This is a genomic window from Conyzicola sp., assembly GCF_046714715.1.
In the GTDB taxonomy this organism is placed as follows: domain Bacteria; phylum Actinomycetota; class Actinomycetes; order Actinomycetales; family Microbacteriaceae; genus Conyzicola.
On sequence record NZ_JBKKAD010000051.1, the window covers coordinates 1 to 18,320 of the forward strand.

21 protein-coding genes and 1 pseudogene are annotated in these 18,320 nt (G+C 66.8%); 11 read left to right on the plus strand and 11 right to left on the minus strand.

The window, feature by feature from the left end:
- Positions 1–212, plus strand: a 212-nt coding sequence (locus ACLQ6X_RS04045) for a winged helix-turn-helix domain-containing protein (RefSeq protein ID WP_411698891.1), incomplete at its 5' end; no start/stop codon positions are given.
- 242 nt (positions 213–454) lie between these two features.
- Here ACLQ6X_RS04045 and ACLQ6X_RS04050 read toward each other — a convergent pair.
- Positions 455–1,960 (minus strand): CoA-acylating methylmalonate-semialdehyde dehydrogenase, encoded by a 1,506-nt coding sequence (locus ACLQ6X_RS04050; protein WP_411698892.1) that lies wholly within the window; start codon positions 1,958–1,960, stop codon positions 455–457.
- 137 nt (positions 1,961–2,097) lie between these two features.
- On the opposite strand from ACLQ6X_RS04050, the gene ACLQ6X_RS04055 reads away from it, so the two are divergent.
- Entirely contained in the window at positions 2,098–2,391 is a 294-nt protein-coding gene (locus tag ACLQ6X_RS04055; RefSeq protein ID WP_411698893.1) for a putative quinol monooxygenase, read from the plus strand.
- An 8-nt stretch (positions 2,392–2,399) separates the two neighbouring features.
- Here the strand turns inward: ACLQ6X_RS04055 and ACLQ6X_RS04060 are convergent, their stop codons facing one another.
- Complete coding sequence (locus ACLQ6X_RS04060) at positions 2,400–2,822, minus strand: VOC family protein (protein ID WP_411698894.1); 423 nt, start codon at positions 2,820–2,822, stop codon at positions 2,400–2,402.
- Between the two features lie 141 nt (positions 2,823–2,963).
- Here ACLQ6X_RS04060 and ACLQ6X_RS04065 point away from each other — a divergent pair, with 141 nt between their 5' ends.
- Positions 2,964–3,245: a hypothetical protein gene (locus ACLQ6X_RS04065; protein ID WP_411698895.1), complete on the plus strand. Its 282-nt coding sequence runs from the start codon at positions 2,964–2,966 to the stop codon at positions 3,243–3,245.
- 12 nt (positions 3,246–3,257) lie between these two features.
- On the opposite strand, the gene lepB is transcribed toward ACLQ6X_RS04065, so the two are convergent.
- From lepB to ACLQ6X_RS04085, 4 genes are all read right to left on the minus strand, one after another.
- Positions 3,258–3,962, minus strand: coding sequence for a signal peptidase I (gene lepB / locus ACLQ6X_RS04070; protein WP_411698896.1), 705 nt, complete (start codon positions 3,960–3,962; stop codon positions 3,258–3,260).
- A gap of 67 nt (positions 3,963–4,029) precedes the next feature.
- Entirely contained in the window at positions 4,030–5,220 is a 1,191-nt protein-coding gene (locus ACLQ6X_RS04075) for a glycosyltransferase family 4 protein (protein ID WP_411698897.1), read from the minus strand.
- The gene (locus tag ACLQ6X_RS04080; RefSeq protein ID WP_411698898.1) at positions 5,217–5,873 is read right to left on the minus strand and encodes a response regulator; all 657 of its coding nucleotides are present in this window, start codon (positions 5,871–5,873) and stop codon (positions 5,217–5,219) included. Before ACLQ6X_RS04080 ends, ACLQ6X_RS04075 begins: the two co-directional genes overlap by 4 nt.
- Positions 5,870–7,078: a sensor histidine kinase gene (locus ACLQ6X_RS04085; RefSeq protein WP_411698899.1), complete on the minus strand. Its 1,209-nt coding sequence runs from the start codon at positions 7,076–7,078 to the stop codon at positions 5,870–5,872. Before ACLQ6X_RS04085 ends, ACLQ6X_RS04080 begins: the two co-directional genes overlap by 4 nt.
- A 126-nt stretch (positions 7,079–7,204) precedes the next feature.
- Between ACLQ6X_RS04085 and ectB the strand changes: the two genes are divergently transcribed.
- Positions 7,205–8,479 (plus strand): diaminobutyrate--2-oxoglutarate transaminase, encoded by a 1,275-nt coding sequence (gene ectB, locus ACLQ6X_RS04090; RefSeq protein WP_411698901.1) that lies wholly within the window; start codon positions 7,205–7,207, stop codon positions 8,477–8,479.
- Between the two features lie 3 nt (positions 8,480–8,482).
- Here the strand turns inward: ectB and panD are convergent, their stop codons facing one another.
- The gene (panD, locus tag ACLQ6X_RS04095; protein WP_411698903.1) at positions 8,483–8,890 is read right to left on the minus strand and encodes an aspartate 1-decarboxylase; all 408 of its coding nucleotides are present in this window, start codon (positions 8,888–8,890) and stop codon (positions 8,483–8,485) included.
- Positions 8,891–9,021: 131 nt separating this feature from the next.
- Here panD and ACLQ6X_RS04100 point away from each other — a divergent pair, with 131 nt between their 5' ends.
- Positions 9,022–9,927, plus strand: a complete 906-nt coding sequence (locus ACLQ6X_RS04100; protein WP_411698905.1) for an arginase family protein — start codon at positions 9,022–9,024, stop codon at positions 9,925–9,927.
- Here ACLQ6X_RS04100 and ACLQ6X_RS04105 read toward each other — a convergent pair.
- The 3 genes from ACLQ6X_RS04105 to nhaA all read right to left on the minus strand — a co-directional run bounded on the left by ACLQ6X_RS04105 (position 9,911) and on the right by nhaA (position 13,298).
- Entirely contained in the window at positions 9,911–10,603 is a 693-nt protein-coding gene (locus ACLQ6X_RS04105; protein ID WP_411698906.1) for a potassium channel family protein, read from the minus strand. The genes ACLQ6X_RS04100 and ACLQ6X_RS04105 overlap by 17 nt on opposite strands.
- Positions 10,596–11,963 carry a TrkH family potassium uptake protein gene (locus tag ACLQ6X_RS04110; protein ID WP_411698907.1) on the minus strand — a complete coding sequence of 456 codons (1,368 nt, stop codon included), beginning with the start codon at positions 11,961–11,963 and terminating at the stop codon, positions 10,596–10,598. Before ACLQ6X_RS04110 ends, ACLQ6X_RS04105 begins: the two co-directional genes overlap by 8 nt.
- Before the next feature lie 63 nt (positions 11,964–12,026).
- Positions 12,027–13,298, minus strand: a complete 1,272-nt coding sequence (gene nhaA, locus ACLQ6X_RS04115; RefSeq protein ID WP_411698909.1) for a Na+/H+ antiporter NhaA — start codon at positions 13,296–13,298, stop codon at positions 12,027–12,029.
- 266 nt (positions 13,299–13,564) lie between these two features.
- Between nhaA and ACLQ6X_RS04120 the strand changes: the two genes are divergently transcribed.
- From ACLQ6X_RS04120 to ACLQ6X_RS04145, 6 genes are all read left to right on the plus strand, one after another.
- Positions 13,565–14,227, plus strand: a complete 663-nt coding sequence (locus tag ACLQ6X_RS04120; RefSeq protein WP_411698910.1) for a helix-turn-helix transcriptional regulator — start codon at positions 13,565–13,567, stop codon at positions 14,225–14,227.
- 103 nt (positions 14,228–14,330) lie between these two features.
- Positions 14,331–14,987, plus strand: coding sequence for a hypothetical protein (locus tag ACLQ6X_RS04125; RefSeq protein ID WP_411698911.1), 657 nt, complete (start codon positions 14,331–14,333; stop codon positions 14,985–14,987).
- An 81-nt stretch (positions 14,988–15,068) separates the two neighbouring features.
- A complete protein-coding gene (locus ACLQ6X_RS04130) occupies positions 15,069–15,449 on the plus strand; it encodes a cupin domain-containing protein (RefSeq protein WP_411698912.1) in 381 nt (126 codons plus the stop codon).
- Between the two features lie 160 nt (positions 15,450–15,609).
- Positions 15,610–15,909 (plus strand): sigma factor, encoded by a 300-nt coding sequence (locus ACLQ6X_RS04135; RefSeq protein ID WP_411698913.1) that lies wholly within the window; start codon positions 15,610–15,612, stop codon positions 15,907–15,909.
- 76 nt (positions 15,910–15,985) lie between these two features.
- Complete coding sequence (locus ACLQ6X_RS04140; RefSeq protein ID WP_411698914.1) at positions 15,986–16,825, plus strand: helix-turn-helix transcriptional regulator; 840 nt, start codon at positions 15,986–15,988, stop codon at positions 16,823–16,825.
- Positions 16,826–16,934: 109 nt separating this feature from the next.
- The gene (locus tag ACLQ6X_RS04145; protein WP_411698915.1) at positions 16,935–17,864 is read left to right on the plus strand and encodes an SDR family oxidoreductase; all 930 of its coding nucleotides are present in this window, start codon (positions 16,935–16,937) and stop codon (positions 17,862–17,864) included.
- A 21-nt stretch (positions 17,865–17,885) separates the two neighbouring features.
- Here the strand turns inward: ACLQ6X_RS04145 and ACLQ6X_RS04150 are convergent.
- Positions 17,886–18,174: pseudogene (locus tag ACLQ6X_RS04150) on the minus strand (DUF1905 domain-containing protein).
- Positions 18,175–18,320 lie beyond the last annotated feature (146 nt).

The window sequence follows — 18,320 nt, forward strand, 5'->3', positions numbered from 1 at the left end:
ACCGCGCCGAGCTCATCTCGTCGCTGTGGAACGCGAACGACGACGAGATCCCGAACGAGCGCACCATCGACGTGCACGTGCGCCGCCTGCGCTCGAAGCTCGGCGCCTACGAAGACATCGTGCGCACGGTGCGCGGCGTCGGCTACCGGTTCGACCGTCACGCCGACGTGTCGATCCGCCAGGCGACGACGCCGAGCCCCGACTTCATCTGATTCACGCCCACGCTGATTGAGCCTGTCGAAATCAGCGGCTCGCCCTGGCATAGTGCAGTTGCGCATAGTGCGGATGCGCACCGACCCACCACAACTGCACTTCCGCGCGGCGGGCGGGCTCGGTCCTCGTGAGCCGCCCTGCTACGGGGTCCGTTCAACAGGAGGCGTCGCATCCGCGGAGCCGAAGTGTCCTGTTGAGCGGGCGCGTGAGCTGAACCGTCCTGTTGAGCGCCGGGGAACGGTTAGTTCTGCGGGAACCCCAGGTTGATGCCGCCGTGGCTCGGGTAGAGCCAGCGGGCGGTGACGGCCTTCTCGCGCGTGAAGAAGTGGAAGCCCTGCAGCCCGTAGGCCTTCGAGTCGCCGAAGATCGAGTCTTTGAACCCGCCGAACGAGTAGTACGCCACCGGCACCGGGATCGGCACGTTGATGCCGATCATGCCCACCTCGACCTCGTTCTGGAAGCGCCGGGCGGCACCGCCGTCGTTGGTGAAGATCGCCGTTCCGTTGCCGAACGCGCCGTTGTTGATGAGCGCGACGCCGTCTTCGTAGCTGTGCACGCGCACGACCGACAGCACGGGGCCGAAGATCTCCTCGGTGTAGACCCGCGACGTGAGCGGAACCTTGTCGATGAGGGTCGGGCCGAGCCAGAACCCTTCGGATGCACCGTCGACGTCTATTCCGCGGCCGTCGACCACGACGTCCGCCCCGTCGGTGATGGCCACGTCGATGTAACCCGCCACCTTGTCACGGTGAACCTCGGTGATGAGCGGGCCCATGTCGCACGAACGGCGTCCGTCGCCGACGGTGAGCTGCGACATCCGGGATTTGATCTTCTCGACCAGTTCGTCGGCGACGGGCTCGACGGCGACGACCACCGAGATGGCCATGCAGCGTTCGCCGGCGGAACCGAATCCGGCGTTGATGGCGGAGTCGGCGACCAGGTCGAGGTCGGCGTCGGGCAGCACCAGCATGTGGTTCTTGGCGCCGCCCAGGGCCTGCACCCGCTTGCCGTTGCGGGAGGCGGTCTCGTAGATGTACTTCGCGATCGGGGTGGATCCGACGAACGAGATCGACTTCACGTCGGGGTGCTCGAGCAGGCCGTCGACGGCCTCCTTGTCGCCGTGCAGCACGTTGAAGACGCCGGCGGGCAGCCCCGCCTCGGTGAACAGTTCCGCGAGCCAGTTGGCGGCCGAGGGGTCTTTCTCGCTCGGCTTGAGCACGACCGTGTTGCCGACTGCGATGGCGATCGGGAAGAACCACATCGGCACCATTGCCGGAAAGTTGAACGGGCTGATGATGCCGACGACACCGAGCGGCTGCTTGGTCGAGTAGACGTCGACGCCGGTGGAGACCTGCTCGGAGTACTCGCCCTTGATGAGGTGCGGGAAGCCGGTGGCGAGCTCGACGACCTCGAGTCCGCGGGTGATCTCGCCGAGCGCGTCGGAGAGCACCTTGCCGTGCTCGGCGGTGAGGATCTCGGCGAGCTCGCCCTTGCGCTCGTTGAGCAGTTCGCGGAAGCGGAAGAGCACCTGTTGGCGCTTCGTGATCGAGGTGTCGCGCCACCCCGGGAATGCCGCCTTCGCAGCCCCGATCGCGGCGTCTATCTCGGCGCCGTTCGCCAGCGCCACCTGCTTCGTCTGTTCGCCCAGCGCCGGGTCGAAGACCGGGGCGGTGCGGCCGCTGGCGCTCACGACGGCCTGTCCGTCGATGTAGTGCTGCACGATCGGCAGCGCGGTGGTTTCACTCATGTCAGACCTCGATCGTCGTTGCAACGGGATGACACCCACTTTAGGAGTTGAACCGGCACCATGACAGGTTGCACGCTCCGGGCATGCGGGCATCGGCGGTGGCAGAGTGGAGACCCCAACCCCCACGAAGGAGAACCATGGCTGTCACAGCGCTGCTCGACCTGCACGTCACACCCGAGGCGGTCGCGGGAGCGCCGGCACTGATCGCCGACGTTCTCACCGCGACCCGCGCGTTCGAGGGAAACCTCGGCGTCGAGGTTCTGGTCGACACAGACGACGCCGCCCACTTCATGGTCGTCGAGACCTGGGAGTCGATCGCGCACGACGACGCGTACCGCGCCTGGCGCGCCACCCCCGAGGGTGCGAGCGCGCTCGGCAGCATCGTCGCCGGGCCGCCGACCCTCACGCGTTTCGAGCCCGCGTCGAACTAGTTGTACAGCTAGCCCCGCTTCTCGAGCACCTCGAGGTAGTGCGGGTTGCGCATAATGCCGAGCACGTTGCCGAACGGGTCGATGACCGCGGCGCCGACGAAGTTCTCACCGAAGTCGCGCGGCGGCTGGTGCGGCGTCGCTCCGAGTTCGATGAGGCGGTCGTAGGCGGCCCGCGCATCGTCGACGTGCCAGTAGACGATCGCACCGCCGGGAGCGGCGGACGCGTGGTCGCCGCCGCCGTGCTCGGCGCTCAGGTCGGGCAGGTACTTGCTGTCGAGAATGCCGAACTCGTGCTCGTAGTCGCCGATGCGGAACTCGACGTATTCGGTTCGGGTGAAATAGGGCTCGATGCCCAACACCTCGGTGTACCACTTCTTCGCCGCCTCGAGATCGCTCGACTGATAGGCAACTGTCGTGAGTCCGCGCAACATGGTGATTCCCTTCGCCGTCGTAGGTCGTACCGTGTGTCAACGGTAGAACCGGCCACCGACACCCGACGGGCCGCTTGACTCACCACCCCTGTTGTCTACGCGCGGAGTGGCGTACCGTCGAAAGCCAGCAAAGGGGACGGCATGAGGGTTGCGAAAATCCGCATCGGCGGCAGGATGTTCATCATCGATCCGGCAGAAGACCTCGATTCGCTCCGCAGCGATATCGTCGCTGCCGCAGCATCCGGGGCCGGTTTTGTGCACTTTCATACCGCCGGCCAGATCGCCGTCTCGGCTCTCGTCACGCCGCACCTGCCGGTGCGCATCTCGGAGTTCGAATCGGCCACCGACAGCGCCCCGTCAGACCAGGTGGCACCGGTCACCGAGGAGCCGCCGTTCGCCGTCGGGTCGCACTTCGACGGCTGATCGAGGCGACGGCTAACCGGCGCTGGCGACCGCCTCGCGGAACACGAACGGGTAGTTGCCCAGGAACGTCCAGCGGTTCGTCGGCCAGTTGATCACGAACGCGGTTCCGACGACGTTGGCGACCGGCACGAAACCGCCCGCCGCCTCTTCACGGTGGTACACCGAGTCTTTCGAGTTGTAGCGGTTGTCGCCCATGACCCAGATCATGCCCTCGGGCACGACGACGTCGAATGTCGCGGGTGCCGCCGCACTCGTCTCGGTCGGCAGGGCGATGTAGGGCTCCTCGATCGGTACGCCGTTCACCGTGAGGTGGCCGAACGGGTCGCAGCAGGCCACGACGTCGCCCGGCAGGCCGATCACCCGTTTGATCAGGTGGTTGTTGGGATCGGTGGCGGCGAGACCGATCGCCGAGAGCACCGTTTCGAACGGGTTCGTGTTGACCTCCGGTGCCGGCAGCCATCCGCCCGGGTCTTCGAAGACGACGACGTCGCCGTTGGCCAGCGGCACCAGGTCGGGCGCCAGCTGATTCACGAGGATTCGGTCGTCGACCATGAGCGTGTTCTCCATCGACCCCGACGGGATGAAGAACGAACGCACCAAGAAGGTCTTGATGAGGAACGACGCCAGGAGCGCCACCGCGAGAATGATCAGGATGTCACGGAAGAGGCGGGCCGCGCCGCGACCCGAACGCGCCGGCGCCTGCTCTGTCACATCCATGCCCGCTCGCTTCATTCGCTGTGATTACGGCCTCGGCGGCATGCTCCGCTCACCACTCCGGGAAGGTTCAGCATAGGGGAGCGAACTGTGCGAGTGAACCGTGTGCGCGCTCTATCGCGACGACGTGCTGCTCGGCGGTGGCGCCGAGCGCGTACCGCCGGGCGGCCGCCGCCGGGCCGCGCAGGAGGTCGCGGTCGAGCGCCAGTCGCACGATGGTTCGGGCCAGAGCCTCGGCTGTGACGTCGCCCGCCCCGATCGCCGCCGCACCGAACTCGGTGGCGAGGGTGGGGTCGCAGACGATCACCGGCCGCCCCGCCCGGAAGGCTTCGATCGCGATCATCGGCTGGTTGTCGAAACCGACCGAGGTGACGACGGCCGCGTGCGCTTCATCCATCATTCTCTCGACGCCTGCCGACGAGACCCGTCCGTGGAAAACGACCGAGGCGGGAGCCGTGCGCCGAGCCCTTCCTCCGGCGACGTCGAGCAGAACGGCACCCGCTCCGAGGATGTTCTCGACGATCGCCATCGCACCGAGTGCGACGTCGAGCCTTTTCTCCGGGGCGAAACGTGCGGCCCACACGAGCCGCAGCGGGCCGGGTGCCGACACGACGAGCGGCCGCCCCGGCTCGCGCTCCGCAGTGTTCGAGATCACCACCACGTTCAACAAGCCGGCGGCTCGCAGCGCCGAGGCCTGGTGGTGCGACGGCGACACGACCAGGTCGGCCGTGCGTGCCACGGCCAGCGTCATACCGCGAAGGGCGCTGTCGAGGCGTCCGGGTGCCAGCCGCACGCGCGGCGCCGCAATGCCCGTCGCGAGGGTGTGCGCGGCCGCGACGAGCGGGGCCGCGACGTCGGCTAAGCCGGGTGCGCGCCAGAAGAAGGTGTGCACGGTGTGCAGGCTCGGGATGCCGAGTTGCGCCGCGACCTCGATCGCCGCCGCCGCGAGACCGAACTCGGAGTGCACCATCACCAGGTCGGTCTGCCAGTCGCGCATGCGCCGGTTCAGGATGTCGCGGGTGCGCGCCGTGTTGGCGACCATCGGCAGGTCCGCCCCGGGTACAACGAACGAGACCGGGACATCCCACCCGCGGATGCCGGCCGCCGCGAGCTGGGACTGCGCGAGCGCGTCGGGTGCCGCGACGGTCACCTCGTGGTCCGCACCCGCGAGCGCACGGGCCTGCTGCACGAACGCGGTCTGCGCACCGCCGAGATAGGCGAGCTTGTAGTCGATCACCAGCAGAATCCGCAGCGCGGTCACCGCAGCAGCCCGTGCTCGTAGGCGAACGCCACGATCTGCAGGCGCGAGGCCAGGGCGAGTTTGGTGAAGATGCTCGACACGTGGCTCTTCACCGTCGTCTCGGAGATGAACGCCGCGGCGCCGATCTCGGCGTTCGTCAGCCCGCGGGCCGCGAGCAGGAAGATCTCCTTCTCCCGCGCCGAGAGCGCGGCGATCGCCGCGTGGTCGGCGCGCCTGTTCTCCGCCGGCAGCAGGTCTTTGATCACCGCGACGGTGTTGCGCGGCGCGATTACCGCCTGTCCGCCGTGCACCGTTCGGATCGCAGCGAGCAGAAATCCGGGGTCGGCGTCTTTGAGCAGGAACCCGCTCGCACCCGCGTTGACCGCCTGCAGCACCGCCACGTCGCGCTCGTGCGTGGTGAGGATGATGATCTTCGGCGGCTCCCCCGCGGAGTGCGCGCGGATAGTCTCCGTGGCCGTGATTCCGTTGGCGACGGGCATCCGGATGTCCATCAGCACGATGTCGGGTTTCTCGGCGAGAGCGAGGGCGACGATGGCCTCGCCGTCGTAGGCCGCCCCAGCGAACTCGAGGTCGGGTTGCGATTCGATGAGCATCTGGATGCCCGAGCAGAACAGTCTCTGGTCGTCGGCGATGGCCACGCGGATCGAGCTCATAGCTGCGGGCCCGTGCCTGCCGGCACGGGCACGGTCGGGATGAACGCGGTGACGATGAACCGGCGCGGATCCTCGTCGTCGGGCTCGGCGGCGAGCCAGCCGCCAGCGAGCCGGGCGCGTTCGGTCATGCCTGTGATGCCGCGGGAATGATGACCGGGCGCCGGCACCGTCGGGGTCAGCGCGGCGGGCGCCGTCGACACGACGCTCAGGGCGAGACCGGGGCCGCGCCAGTCGCGCGTGATGCGCACCGCCGTCGGCACACCTCCGTGGGTGAGGGCGTTCGTCAGGCTTTCCTGCAGGATGCGGTAGACCGCGAGTTGCTGGCCCGCCGTGAGCGCTCCGGGTTCGCCGAAGGTGACGTCTGTGACATCCAACCCGGAGCTTTTCATCCGCGCCACCAGAGCGTCCACCTCGGCGAGCGAGGGATGCGAGTGCCCCTCGGGCGAGGTCGACAGTGACTGCAGCAGCACACGCAGCTCGGCGAGGGATTCGCGGGCCGACTGCGCGATGGCCGTGAGACTCTGCGACGTGGCCTCGGGTCGCTGATTCTGAAGGAAGAGCGCGCCGTCGGCCTGCGCGACGATCACCGAGAGCGAGTGGGCCATGATGTCGTGCACGTCTTGCGCGGTTCGGTCGCGCTCGATCGCGATCGCCAGCTCGAGCTCGGCCGCGACCATGTCACGTTCCAGTGTTCGCGCGCGCTGCAGCGAGGCGTTTCGCTGAAGTAGCAGCTGCACCGCATAGCCGAGAGCCCAGGCGACGACGAAGACCACGGTGGCCAGAATCATCGACGGAACGGCGCTGTAGTCGTCCGTAGCCCGCCAGCGCGGTGATGCGATCCGGCCGACGGCCAGCCCCGCGGCCACGCTCAGCACGAGTGCCGCGAGCCGGGTGCGCTTGCCGGCGAATGCCGCCACCACCGCCACCACGATGACGACGGCGAGGTAGGCGCTCGTGTTCTGCTCCGTGAACCGCCATCCTCGCAGCAGCACCTGCGCCGGCACGGTCAGCCCGACGAGCACGAGCGCCGTGATCGGCGACACCCGGGCGAGGGCGATAGCCAGGCCGAGGGCGGCGTAGGGGATCCACTCGAGCGGCAGCTCGGCCGAGATCGTGTTCGCGGCGCCGATGATCCATAGCGTGATGAACACGGCGCCGGCGAGCGGCAGCAGAACGACCCGGGCGATGCGGAGGATTTGTCTCATATGCACACGGTACGTGCGCGCTCGGTCCCGGGGCGTATCGCGCACGAAGGATCCTCCCAATGGATGAGGAAGATCCGACTCCGCGCGCGTGACGGCGGCGCGAGGCGACCGTGGTTACCATGAAGGATGACGAATGACATGAACCTCGACATCTTTTCAGACATAGAGTCTGACGTACGGGGCTACATTCGCTCGTTCCCGGTGGTCTTCGAGCGCGCGATCGGCTCGATCATGACCGACCAGCAGGGCACCGAGTACATCGACTTCTTCGCCGGTGCCGGCGCGCTCAACTACGGGCACAACAACCCGATCATGAAGTCGAGACTGATCGACTACATCTCCGACGACTCGATCTCCCACTCGCTCGACATGGCGACGGCCGCGAAGAAGCGGTTCCTCGAGGCGTTCCAGAGCATCATCCTCGAGCCGCGCAATCTCGACTACAAGCTGCACTTCACCGGGCCGACCGGAACCAACGCCGTCGAGGCCGCCCTCAAGATCGCGCGCCTCTCGACCGGCCGGTCGACCGTCGTCGCGTTCACCCGCGCGTTCCACGGGGTGAGCGCCGGTTCGCTCGCCGTCACGGCGAACCAGCACTTCCGTCAGGCGGCCGGAATCACCCTCGACGACGCCGTGTTCGTGCCCTACGACGGCTACTTCCCGGGCCTCGATTCGCTCGCCTACCTCGAGAAGCTCCTCGACGACCCGAGCAGCGGCCTCGACAAGCCCGCCGCCGTCATCGTCGAGACGATCCAGGCGGAGGGCGGCATCAACGTCGCGAGTTTCGAGTGGCTGCGCGGCCTGCGCGAACTGACCACCCGTCACGGCATCGTGTTGATCGTCGACGACATCCAGGTCGGATCGGGTCGCACCGGCGAGTTCTTCAGCTTCGAGTCATCCGGAATCGTGCCCGACATCGTGACGCTCTCGAAGTCGCTCTCGGGCTATGGTCTGCCGATGTCGCTCGTGCTGCTCAAGCGCGACCTCGACGTGCTGAAGACGGGATCGCACAGTGGCACCTTCCGCGGCAACAACATGGCCTTCGTCTGCGCGACGGTTGCGCTCGAAGAATACTGGGCGGATGACGCGCTGACGCGAGACGTTCACCGCAAGGAGGGGCTCGTGCGCGAGCGTCTGGCCGCCATCGCCGCCGCGAACCCGGCGGCGCAGCTCGAGGTGCGCGGCCGCGGCTTCATCTTCGGGTTCGCCAGTACGGCGATGCCCGACCTGGCCAAGTCGGTCGCCGCCGAGGCGTTCTCGCGCGGGCTCGTGGTGGAGACATCCGGCCCGGTCGACGAGGTGCTCAAGCTGCTGCCGGCCCTCGTGATCGACGACACGACGCTGAACCGTGGCCTCGACATCATCGCGGCGAGCGTCGAAGCGGTGCTCGCGCGGGCGTAGGGCTCACAGGGCGAACGGGGGCTTCTGCGTGCCCTCGACGGGCGCGGCCGGGTCGTCGCCGACCTCGACGATGCTGTTCGCCACGTCGACGTGCACGACCACGGGCACGAAGTCGACGGCCTCCTCCCGCGTCATCTGCGCGTAGGTGATGAGGATGACCGTGTCGCCGATGTGCGCCTTGTGCGCCGCGGCACCGTTGACCCCGATGACTCCCGACCCACGCTCGCCGGCAATGAGGTAGGTCTCGAATCGTTCGCCGTTGTCGACGTCGACCACGCTCACCTGCTGCCCCGGCAGCATCGAAGCGGCATCGAGGAGGTCGAGGTCGACGGTGAGCGACCCGACGTAGTGCAGGTCGGAGTGGGTGACGCGGGCGCGGTGGATCTTGGAGGCGAACATCGTTAGGAGCACCCGTCAACGCTAGCCGCCGCGCGTCTCGACCGCTGCCAGCCGTCAAGAGTCGAGCGCTAGGGGCATGAGCGCCCGAACGTCGGGGGTCGCCCGTACTATGAGGTCCGTCCGGGCGTCGAAAGGGCCGCATCGTGAAGGTGGGAGTGCCGAGCAGCGCCGGCGCCTACTGCATCGGCGTCGAACGGGCGCCGTACGCCCTGCGGATGGGCGGTCTCGTCGAGGCGTTGGCCGCGGAGGGCGCTCAGGTCATGGACGCGGGCGACCTCACGACGCGCCGGTGGAAGCCCGACCGGCACCAGCCGCGTGTGCAGAATCTCGACGACGAGGTGGCGTCGATACGAGAGCTCGCCGACGTGGCATCCGTTCTTCTCGCCGAAGGCGAACTGCTGCTGGTTCTGGGCGGAAGCTGCACCGTCGCGTTCGGCGTGTGCGCTGCAATTGCTCGCCAGGGAGGTACGCCCAACCTCGTCTACATCGACCGCCACCTCGACCTCAACACCCCGCTCTCGACCGACGAAGGATCGCTCAGCTGGATGGGCATGGCTCACGCGCTCGGCCTCGACGGCGCCGCGCGCGAACTGGTCGAAGCCACCCAGGACACCGCGATTCTCGAGCCCTCGCGACTGGTCTACCTCGGCGTCGATGACACGCAGGCGACCGAGTGGGAGCGAACGCAGGTGCGAGACCTGGCCATCACCGTCGTGCCGCAGGCGCAGCTCACGCACCACCCGCGTCAGGCGGCTGAAGCGGCACGCGCCGCTCTCCCTGCGGGGCCGTTCGTGGTGCACCTCGATGTCGACGTGCTCGACTTCCTCGACGCCCCGATCGCCGAGAACGTCAACGGACGCAACAGCGGGCCCTCGCTGGCCCAGCTAGAACCCGCGCTGGCGGCGCTGATCGGTCACCCCGACTGTCGGGCCTTATCGATCGCACAGCTCGATCCGGCGCACGCGGGGTCGGATGACACGGCGCTACCCCGATTCGTCGCGGTGCTCGCGGCGGCTGTCGCGGCGCGTCAGCTCAACGCAGCTGGCTGAACGACTCGACCTTATTGGTCTGACCGGCGATGAGGATGATGTCGTCGGCCTCGATCACCGTCTCGAGCGTCGTGTAGTCCCAGCCCTTGCCCGGGCGGTGGAAGGCGGTCACTGTCACGCCGTAGGTCGCACGCACCCGCGACTGGCCGAGAGGCACTCCGATGATGGACTTCGGCGGTGTCGTCTTCACGAGAGCGAAATCCTCGCCGACCTCGACGTAGTCCTGCATGGCGCCTCGAACGAGGTGGGCGACGCGCTGGCCCATGTCCTTCTCCGGATACACGATGTGGTGCACGCCGAGCTGCCCGAGGATCTCGCCGTGCGGGTCGCTCACCGCCTTCGCCCAGATGGTGGGGATCTTCATCTTGAGCAGGATCGACGCGGTGAGGATGCTGGCTTGGATGTCCCCTCCGATAGCGACCACGACGCGGTCGAACTCGTGCACGGCAAGCTGGCGGAGGGTCTCTTCCTTCGTGGAATCGGCGCGCACGACGTGGGTGAGCAGGCCGTTGTGGGCCTGCACGATGTCTTCAGAGCCGTCGATGCCGAGAACCTCGGTGCCCTTGGCCATGAGCTCCAGGGCGAGGGCGCTTCCGAATCGGCCCAAGCCGATGACCGCCACCGAGTCGGCTTCGGCGATGCGGGTCGACGGCGGGCGGAGGGAGAACTTAACCAATGATGGGCCTTTCCTTGGGGAGCTCGTAGGCAATGTGGCGATCGGCGAGGGCCAGCCCGGAGGCGAACGTGATGGGACCCAGTCGCCCGATGAACATGAGGAGGATGAGGATGACCTGGCCCGCGGGCGGGAGGTCGGCGGTAATGCCGGTGGACAGCCCGACCGTGCCGAAAGCGGAGACGACCTCGAACATCAACCGGTCGAGAGTTTCGTCGGTGATGAGCATCAGGGCGACCGTCGCCGTCACGACCACCGCCACGGCGAGCAAGACCACCGTAATGGCCTCGCGGTGAACCGACCGCGGGAGGCGCTTGCCGAACACGTTTACGGCACCCTCGCCGCGCAGCTCCGTGACGAGAATGAAGAACAACACGGCGAAGGTGGTGATCTTGATTCCGCCCGCGGTGCCGGCGGGGCCGCCTCCGATCAGCATCAGCACGTCCATTCCGATCCAGCTGGCCGGATCCATGGCGCCGATGTCGATGCTGTTGAACCCGGCTGTGCGGGTCTGCACGGAGGTGAAGAAACCGGCCAACAGTTTCTGCGGCCATTCCATGGCGCCGAGGGTGGCGGGGTTCGACCACTCGATGGCGGTGATGTACACGGTGCCGGCGACCAGGAGCGTGATGGTGCCCGCGAGCACGATCCGGGTGTTCATCGTCCACTTCAGTGTGTGTCGCAGGTGTTTGCGCAGCTGCATGATCACGGGGAAGCCGATACCGCCGAGGATGATCGCGGCGGCGATCGGCAGGCAGATGAAGGGGTCGAGCGCGTAGGGCACGAGGTTCTGGCTGAACAGCGAGAATCCGGCATTGTTGAACGCCGACACCGAGTGGAACACCGCCAGCCAGGCGGCCCGACCGACCGGCTCGCCGTAGCCCAGTGAAAAGCGCAGGAACAGCAGCACCGCTACGGCGCCCTGAATCACGAGCGTGATGCGCGCCACCCGCCCGAGGAGGCCGGAGACGTCGTCGAGGCCGAAGCTGTGCGCCTCGGTCGCCGTGGTCAGCCGCGAGCGCAACGAGATCTTGCGCAAGACCGCGAGTCCGACCAGCGACGCGAACGTCATGATCCCGAAACCACCCACCTGGATGAGTGCGAGGATGACGACCTGGCCGAAGGGTGTCCAGTAGGTCGCCGTGTCGACGACCACGTGGCCCGTGACGCACACCGCGGATGTCGCGGTGAACAGTGCCTCGAGGAAGGAGGCGCCTCCGGGTCCGACCTTGGAGATCGGCAGCATCAGCAGCGCGGTGCCCAGGGCGATCGCCAGCCCGAACGCCGAGACGATGGTTCTGGCAGGGCGAAGCCGAGACGGACGTACCGCGGGTGCGGGTGCGGTGCGATTGACGGATGACACGCCCACCACCTTATGTGCGAAGGCGAGCCCTAACCGCGCGAAACGTGAACTCCGTGCTCACATCTACCGAAGGTTGCGGTAGTGCCGGTCACGCAGCGCGAGCATGATCCCGCCGATCGTGGCCGCGATCAGCGAACCGGCGAGCACACCGACCTTCACGTGCTCATCGGACTCGCTTCCGGCGCCGAACGAGAGCTCCCCCACCAGGAGCGAGACCGTGAAGCCGATGCCCGCCACGAAAGCCATGCCGACCATGTCGATCCACTTGATCGACGGGTCGATGCGCAGTCCGGGGATCCTAGTGACGAAGAAGGTGGTGAGGGTGATCCCGATGGGCTTGCCCAGAACGAGGCCCGCGATGATGCCGAGGGCGATGGTGTCCTGGAGCGATTCCACGAGCCCGTCGATGCCGCCGACGGCGACGCCCGCGGAGAAGAAGGCGAAGAGCGGCACGGCGACCGCGGTGGAGACGACGCTCCACCGGTCCGCGAAGTGCGCCGCCAGGCCGTCGTAGAGCTGGCGGCCCGATGCGTCGACGCCGGCCTTCACCCGTGCGCGCTTCGTGGCGATGACGGGCACCATGAAGCCGAGGAGCACACCGGCGACGGTGGCATGGATGCCGGAAGCATGAATCAGCGCCCACGTGATGACACCCAGCGGAATGAGGAGCCACCACGATCGAACACCACGTTGAACGGCGAACGCGAAAGCGGCCAGCGGGATGATCGCGAGACTCAAGGGCACGAACGCTATCTCGTCGGTGTAGAACACGGCGATTATCGAGATAGCGAGCAGGTCGTCGACGACGGCGAGGGTGAGCAGGAACGTGCGCAGCGCCGGGGGCAGGTTGCGTCCGACGACGGCGATGACCGCGACGGCGAATGCGATGTCGGTCGCCGCGGGGATCGCCCAGCCCTGCAGCGCCTCGCTGCCCGAATGGAGGTTCACGACCACGTAGATCAGCGCGGGCACGGCGACGCCGCCGACCGCGGCGGCTATCGGCACGATCGCCGTCTGGAAGTCGCGGAGTTTGCCGACGACGAATTCTTCTTTCAGTTCCAGTCCGACCACGAAGAAGAAGATCGCCAGCAGTCCGTCGGCCGCCCACGCTCCGACGCTGAGATTGAGGTGCAGCGCCTCCGGGCCGAAGGTGAAGTCGCGCAGCCCGTTGTAGAAACCGACGGCGCCGGTGTTGGCGAGGATGAGCGCGAGAACGGTAGCGCCGAGCAATAGCGCCCCGCCGACGGTGTCTTTGCCGAGGGTCTGGTGGATGCCGCGCCAGATGGAATGGGGCGCCTGGTCTTCGGGAAGCGCGTTCGGGTTGTGGTGGGTCACACTGCTGCCTTCGCTGGAAATTCTCGGGTCGGTCGTATCGTGAGCGGTCGAAGACCACCCGCCGACCAGACTTCCCGGCACACCGACAGCCACATTACGCGTTGCGACGGCGCCGGGCGTGACGAACATTACGTGAACAGCCCTCGAGACCTGGATGGTAGACCGCGGCGAAATGCGACGATGGGCCGATGACGAGGCACCGCGAGGGCGAAGAGACAGCTCTCGGCCCCCTCCGTGTAGACCTGTCCGGCTACGCCGCCGAGCTCATGCAGATCGTGCTGTCTGCCGAGATGTTCGACGCGGGAGCCGGAGGAGAACGAGCGAAGCACACCCAGTGGCTTCTTCAGCGTTACCACGAGATCGCCCCTGTCGTACTGCCTGACGCTCTTCGCAGCATTGGAACGGGCGAACCCCTCGCCGCGGCTTCCCTAGCGTGCATCCGCGCCTCTGCGCGTTCCGTTCGCCACACGCAGGTACCGGTGTCCGTGGCGCTTCGCGGGGCGATACCGGCCCTCCGAGCATTCGGCGCATTCTTCCAGTCGACCCGGGCCTCTCTCTCGCTGGCCGAGACGACGGTAGTTGTAAGCCGCGCCGGCCTGCTCGCCCATGAACTCGGAGCGTGCTGGATGGAGGCATGGAACGCGCCAGAAACCGACCCCGATGCGGAGCGTTCAGCTATCTCTGTCGAGACAGTGGCGGCATCAGGCGAAGCCGCGGATCCCGCTATCGAGATGGTTGCACTCGTCGCCGCCGGGCAGTCTACCGAGCAGATCGCCGCGGCGACCGCGTACAGCCCGCAGGCGGTCAAGTGGCATCTCGGCCGACTGATGCGCTCCTGGAACGCGACGAACCGGCCCGCTCTGGTATCGGTCGCATTTATGCGCGGGCTGCTTATTACACACCGGCGACGAACCGACGAGGACAGTTAGACGAAGGTCTAACACGGCCGCTCGGGCGCGGGGTGGCCGGTCAGGGTGGAGTCATGCCGCTGGACGGCACGGACGACAACCAGTAACGAACGGGAGATACGAAATGCCGAAGACATCCACCCGCACCCGCCTAGGAATCGGATCCGCTACCCTCGTGGCGGCCGTCGCTGCCCTCGCTTTCGTGGGCCCGGCCTCGGCCGCGCAGGCCTACGGCACCTCACCAGACGAGCTCACTGCGGCGTGCGAGAACGGCTACGGCGACGTCGGCGTGAGCGTCAAGTGCACGTTCGAAGTCGATCACACTGCCGGATATTACAAGCAGTGGCACCGCTACGGTTCGGCGGTTACGAACTGCAACACGAACTCCCCGGAGATCAAGCAGACGATCCTTGAGTCGAAGACCCTGTCGGAGACGTGGACGGTTGGCGCAAAATTCGGGTTCTCCTACGAGGGCGTCGGCATCGAGGGCAACTCGTCGTACTCGCAGACCACGTCGAAGACCGACGGCGTCAACCGCGAACTCACTGCGCTTCCCAACGAGAAAGTCGCAGCCACTATCGGCACCGAGATGGCGATCGAGGAGGGCCGCATGCGTGTCGAGATCTTCGATAACGGCGGCTACCAGGACGGCTCCACTTTCGCCTCGCCCGACACCTATTACATCGACGGTGTAAAGCGCGAGGTCCCGACCGGGGTTACCGAGCACGGTGAGGAGCAGGTCGCCTGCGATCAGAAGTTCACGGTAGACCCCGAGAACTAAGTTCCCATAGCCTCGGCCAGTCGAAGCGCCCTGCATCAGGGCGCTTCTCTGGCGTGTCCGGGGGGCGCTTAGGCTAGAGATATGGATCTTCTCGAGCCGACCCGCATCCGATCCGAACTCGACCAGGTTTTCGACTACTGGACGCCGCGCGTGGTCGGCCGCGTCAACGACCAATACGTCAAGGTGGCGAAGCTACTGGGCGAGCTGGTGTGGCACGCGCACGACAACGAAGACGAGATGTTCATCGTTGTCTACGGAAACCTCCGCATCCAGCTTGAGGGTGATCGCGAGGTGACGCTCGCAGCGGGTGATTTCTACGTCGTGCCGAAGGGCGTTCAGCACAACCCGGTCGCGGCCGAAGAGGTGGGAATCGTACTCATCGAGACGGTCACCACCGCGCACACCGGCGACGTCGTGGTGGAGCGAACCGTTCCGATCGAGCGGCAGCTCCTCTCGGAGTGAGGACGCCTCGACCTCACGCGGCGGTGCCCGTCTGCACGAAATCGGACGCAGTGCAATGGTCACGCGAAACTTCTTCATTTGAGGCTCCGCTCATAACGTGAACGTGTAGCTCCGGACGCCGGTCGCTTCAGCACAGATCAGCGTTTTTCTGGGGGCCGCGATGGATCTCGCACGTTACATAAGTTCGACCGACGACGAATTGCTCGCCGAAGTGGCGAAGGGCGATCAGACCGCCTTTGGCGAGCTCTACGACCGCTTCGCTCCCCACGTGTTCGCGAGGGTCAGACAGCAGATCGCCGACCGCAAACTCGCCGACGAAATGGTGCTCGAGGTGTTCCTGGAGTTCTGGCGACAGGCGCCGAGGCTCGATCGGTCCGTGGGGAGGGTGGCGACGTGGCTTTTCACCGCGCCCCTCGTCGGTTACGAGCGCCTGAGTGGAACGGCGGCAAGGGTGGACTGAAAGTCCGTTGCGCGGGCGCCTCATCCACGATAGGAACGAAGCGCACCGCTCGTCGCGTTGCGGACAGGGGAGCGCAGTGATGGATCGCATCGGATTGGCGACGTTCTTGCGCCAACGGCGGGACTCGCTTCAGCCGGAGGACGTCGGGCTGTTCCGAGGACAGCGACGCCGCACCATCGGACTGAGGCGAGAAGAGGTCGCCGCGCTCTGCCACATGTCGACCGACTACTACGCCCGGCTAGAGCGGGCAACCGGGCCGCACCCGTCGGAGCAGATGATCGCGTCGATCGCGCAGGGGCTCCACCTGTCGTTGGGCGAGCGCGATCACATCTTCCGCCTCGCGGGACACAACCCGCCGCCGCGCGGATCCGCCAGCGACCACGTCAGTCCGGGCCTCCTGCGCATTCTCGACCGCCTGCAGGACACCCCGGCCGAGATCATCACGGAACTCGGCGAGACCCTCAGACAGACAGACCTAGCGGTGGCGCTCACGGGCGACGCCTCCCGGCGCACGGGCGCCGCACGCAGCCTGGGTTATCGCTGGTTCACGGATCCGTCGGTCAGCGAGTTTTACCCGCCGGAGGAGCGCGCCCTTCTCTCCCGGGTCTACGTGGCCGGGCTTCGGGAGGTTGTCACTCTCCGCGGTGCAGGTTCGCGGGCTGAGCGGCTCGCAGAGCTGATAGGCAAAGAGAGCGAGGAGTTCCGCGGTCTGTGGGCAAACCACGAGGCCGGGCTTCGCCCCACCGAGGCCAAACGCTTTATCCATCCCGAGGTCGGAGCGCTCGAGCTCGAATGCCAGACCCTCCTCGATCCGGAGCAGTCGCATCGGCTTCTGGTGTACACGGCGGTGCCGGGCTCCCCGAGCTACGAGAAGCTTCAGTTGCTTTCGGTCATCGGCGCGCAGTCCCTGACCTGAGGTGGTTTGCCGAGCCGTGGATCATCGGGCCCTGTATCCGATTTCCGGTTGCGCGGAGCATGGAGGTCCGGCACCAACCCGCGGCTTTCGCCGCCCAACGGAGGACTCCATGCCACGCAACAACGATTTCACGATGCACAACCTGACGGGCACACTCGCTGTCGTCACGGGCGCGAGCGACGGTATCGGACAGGTTATCGCCACCCGGCTGGTCGAGGCCGGCGCCGAGGTCATCCTGCCGGTGCGCAACCGGGCCAAAGGCGCGGCGGCCGCCGATCGAATGCGCGGCCGTGTCGCCGGTGCGAGGATCTCCACCCCGAACCTCGACCTGTCGTCGCTGGAATCGGTTGCCGCACTGACAGACGCACTCGTCGCCGAGGGTCGCAGCATCGACCTGCTCATCAACAACGCCGGCGTGATGACGCCGCCAAGCCGCCAGGTCACGAAAGACGGGTTCGAACTGCAGTTCGGCACAAACCATCTGGGCCATTTCGCCCTCACCATGGGCCTGTTGCCGCTGCTACGGGCGGGCAAGGCCCGGGTCACGCACCAGACGAGCATCGCCGCGCGGCAAGGCAAGGTGAATTGGGATGACCTCAACTGGGAGACCGACTACGACGCGATGAAGGCCTACGGCCAGTCAAAGGTCGCCGTGGGCCTCTTCGCTCGCGAACTCGACGCCCGGAGTCGGGCCGCCGGGTGGGGCGTCACCAGCAACCTCTCCCATCCCGGGGTCTCGCCGACCAACCTGCTCGCGGCGCAGCCCGGCATGGGCCGCCAGAGCGACTCGGCCGAGATTCGGCTCATCCGCGTCATGTCACGCCTCGGTATCGTCGGAACACCCGAGACCGCCGCGCTTCCGGCACTGCTCGCGGCCACCGTTCCTGCTTCGCAGGAGGGCGGGTTTTTCGGTCCGAAACGCCAGGTCGGCGGCCCGCCCGCCGCGCAGACGCTGTGGCCCACGATGGGTGGCGCCGAGGAGGCCCGCAGGCTCTGGGACGCATCCGAGCGACTCGTCGGAGCACGATTCACGGTCTGACCTGGGTTGCCCATCTCCGGGTCAGGTGAGCCGTTCCGACAGCTGAACGGTCACCGAGTCGCCGATGTCTTTGCCCAGCTTCTTTCGCAGCTTGGCGCTGATCGAGAGCATGTGTCCGCCCGACCCGGTGGGGCATCAGTCCTGCCGTCAGTGGCTCGCCATCGACGGTCGCGACGACTTTTACAGCCTTGCCGGTTCCCAGCAGCTCTACGGACCCGGGCACCTCGACACAGGACCACGTATCCCCCTTGACCACCACGCCGATCGGGGCGGTGAAGTGCAACTCGATAGGACCCGGTCCTGTGCTCATCGTTATTGCTCCTCTTCTCGGATACGGGGTGCTTTCGCGGGAGCCTATCGGGCGCCGAAGAAGGATCTAGGTCGTCGCGAAATCAGCGCCGGACGGCTGGCGCTCGACCGTGCCGCCAACGTATCGCGGGCGCAGCGTTGATCATT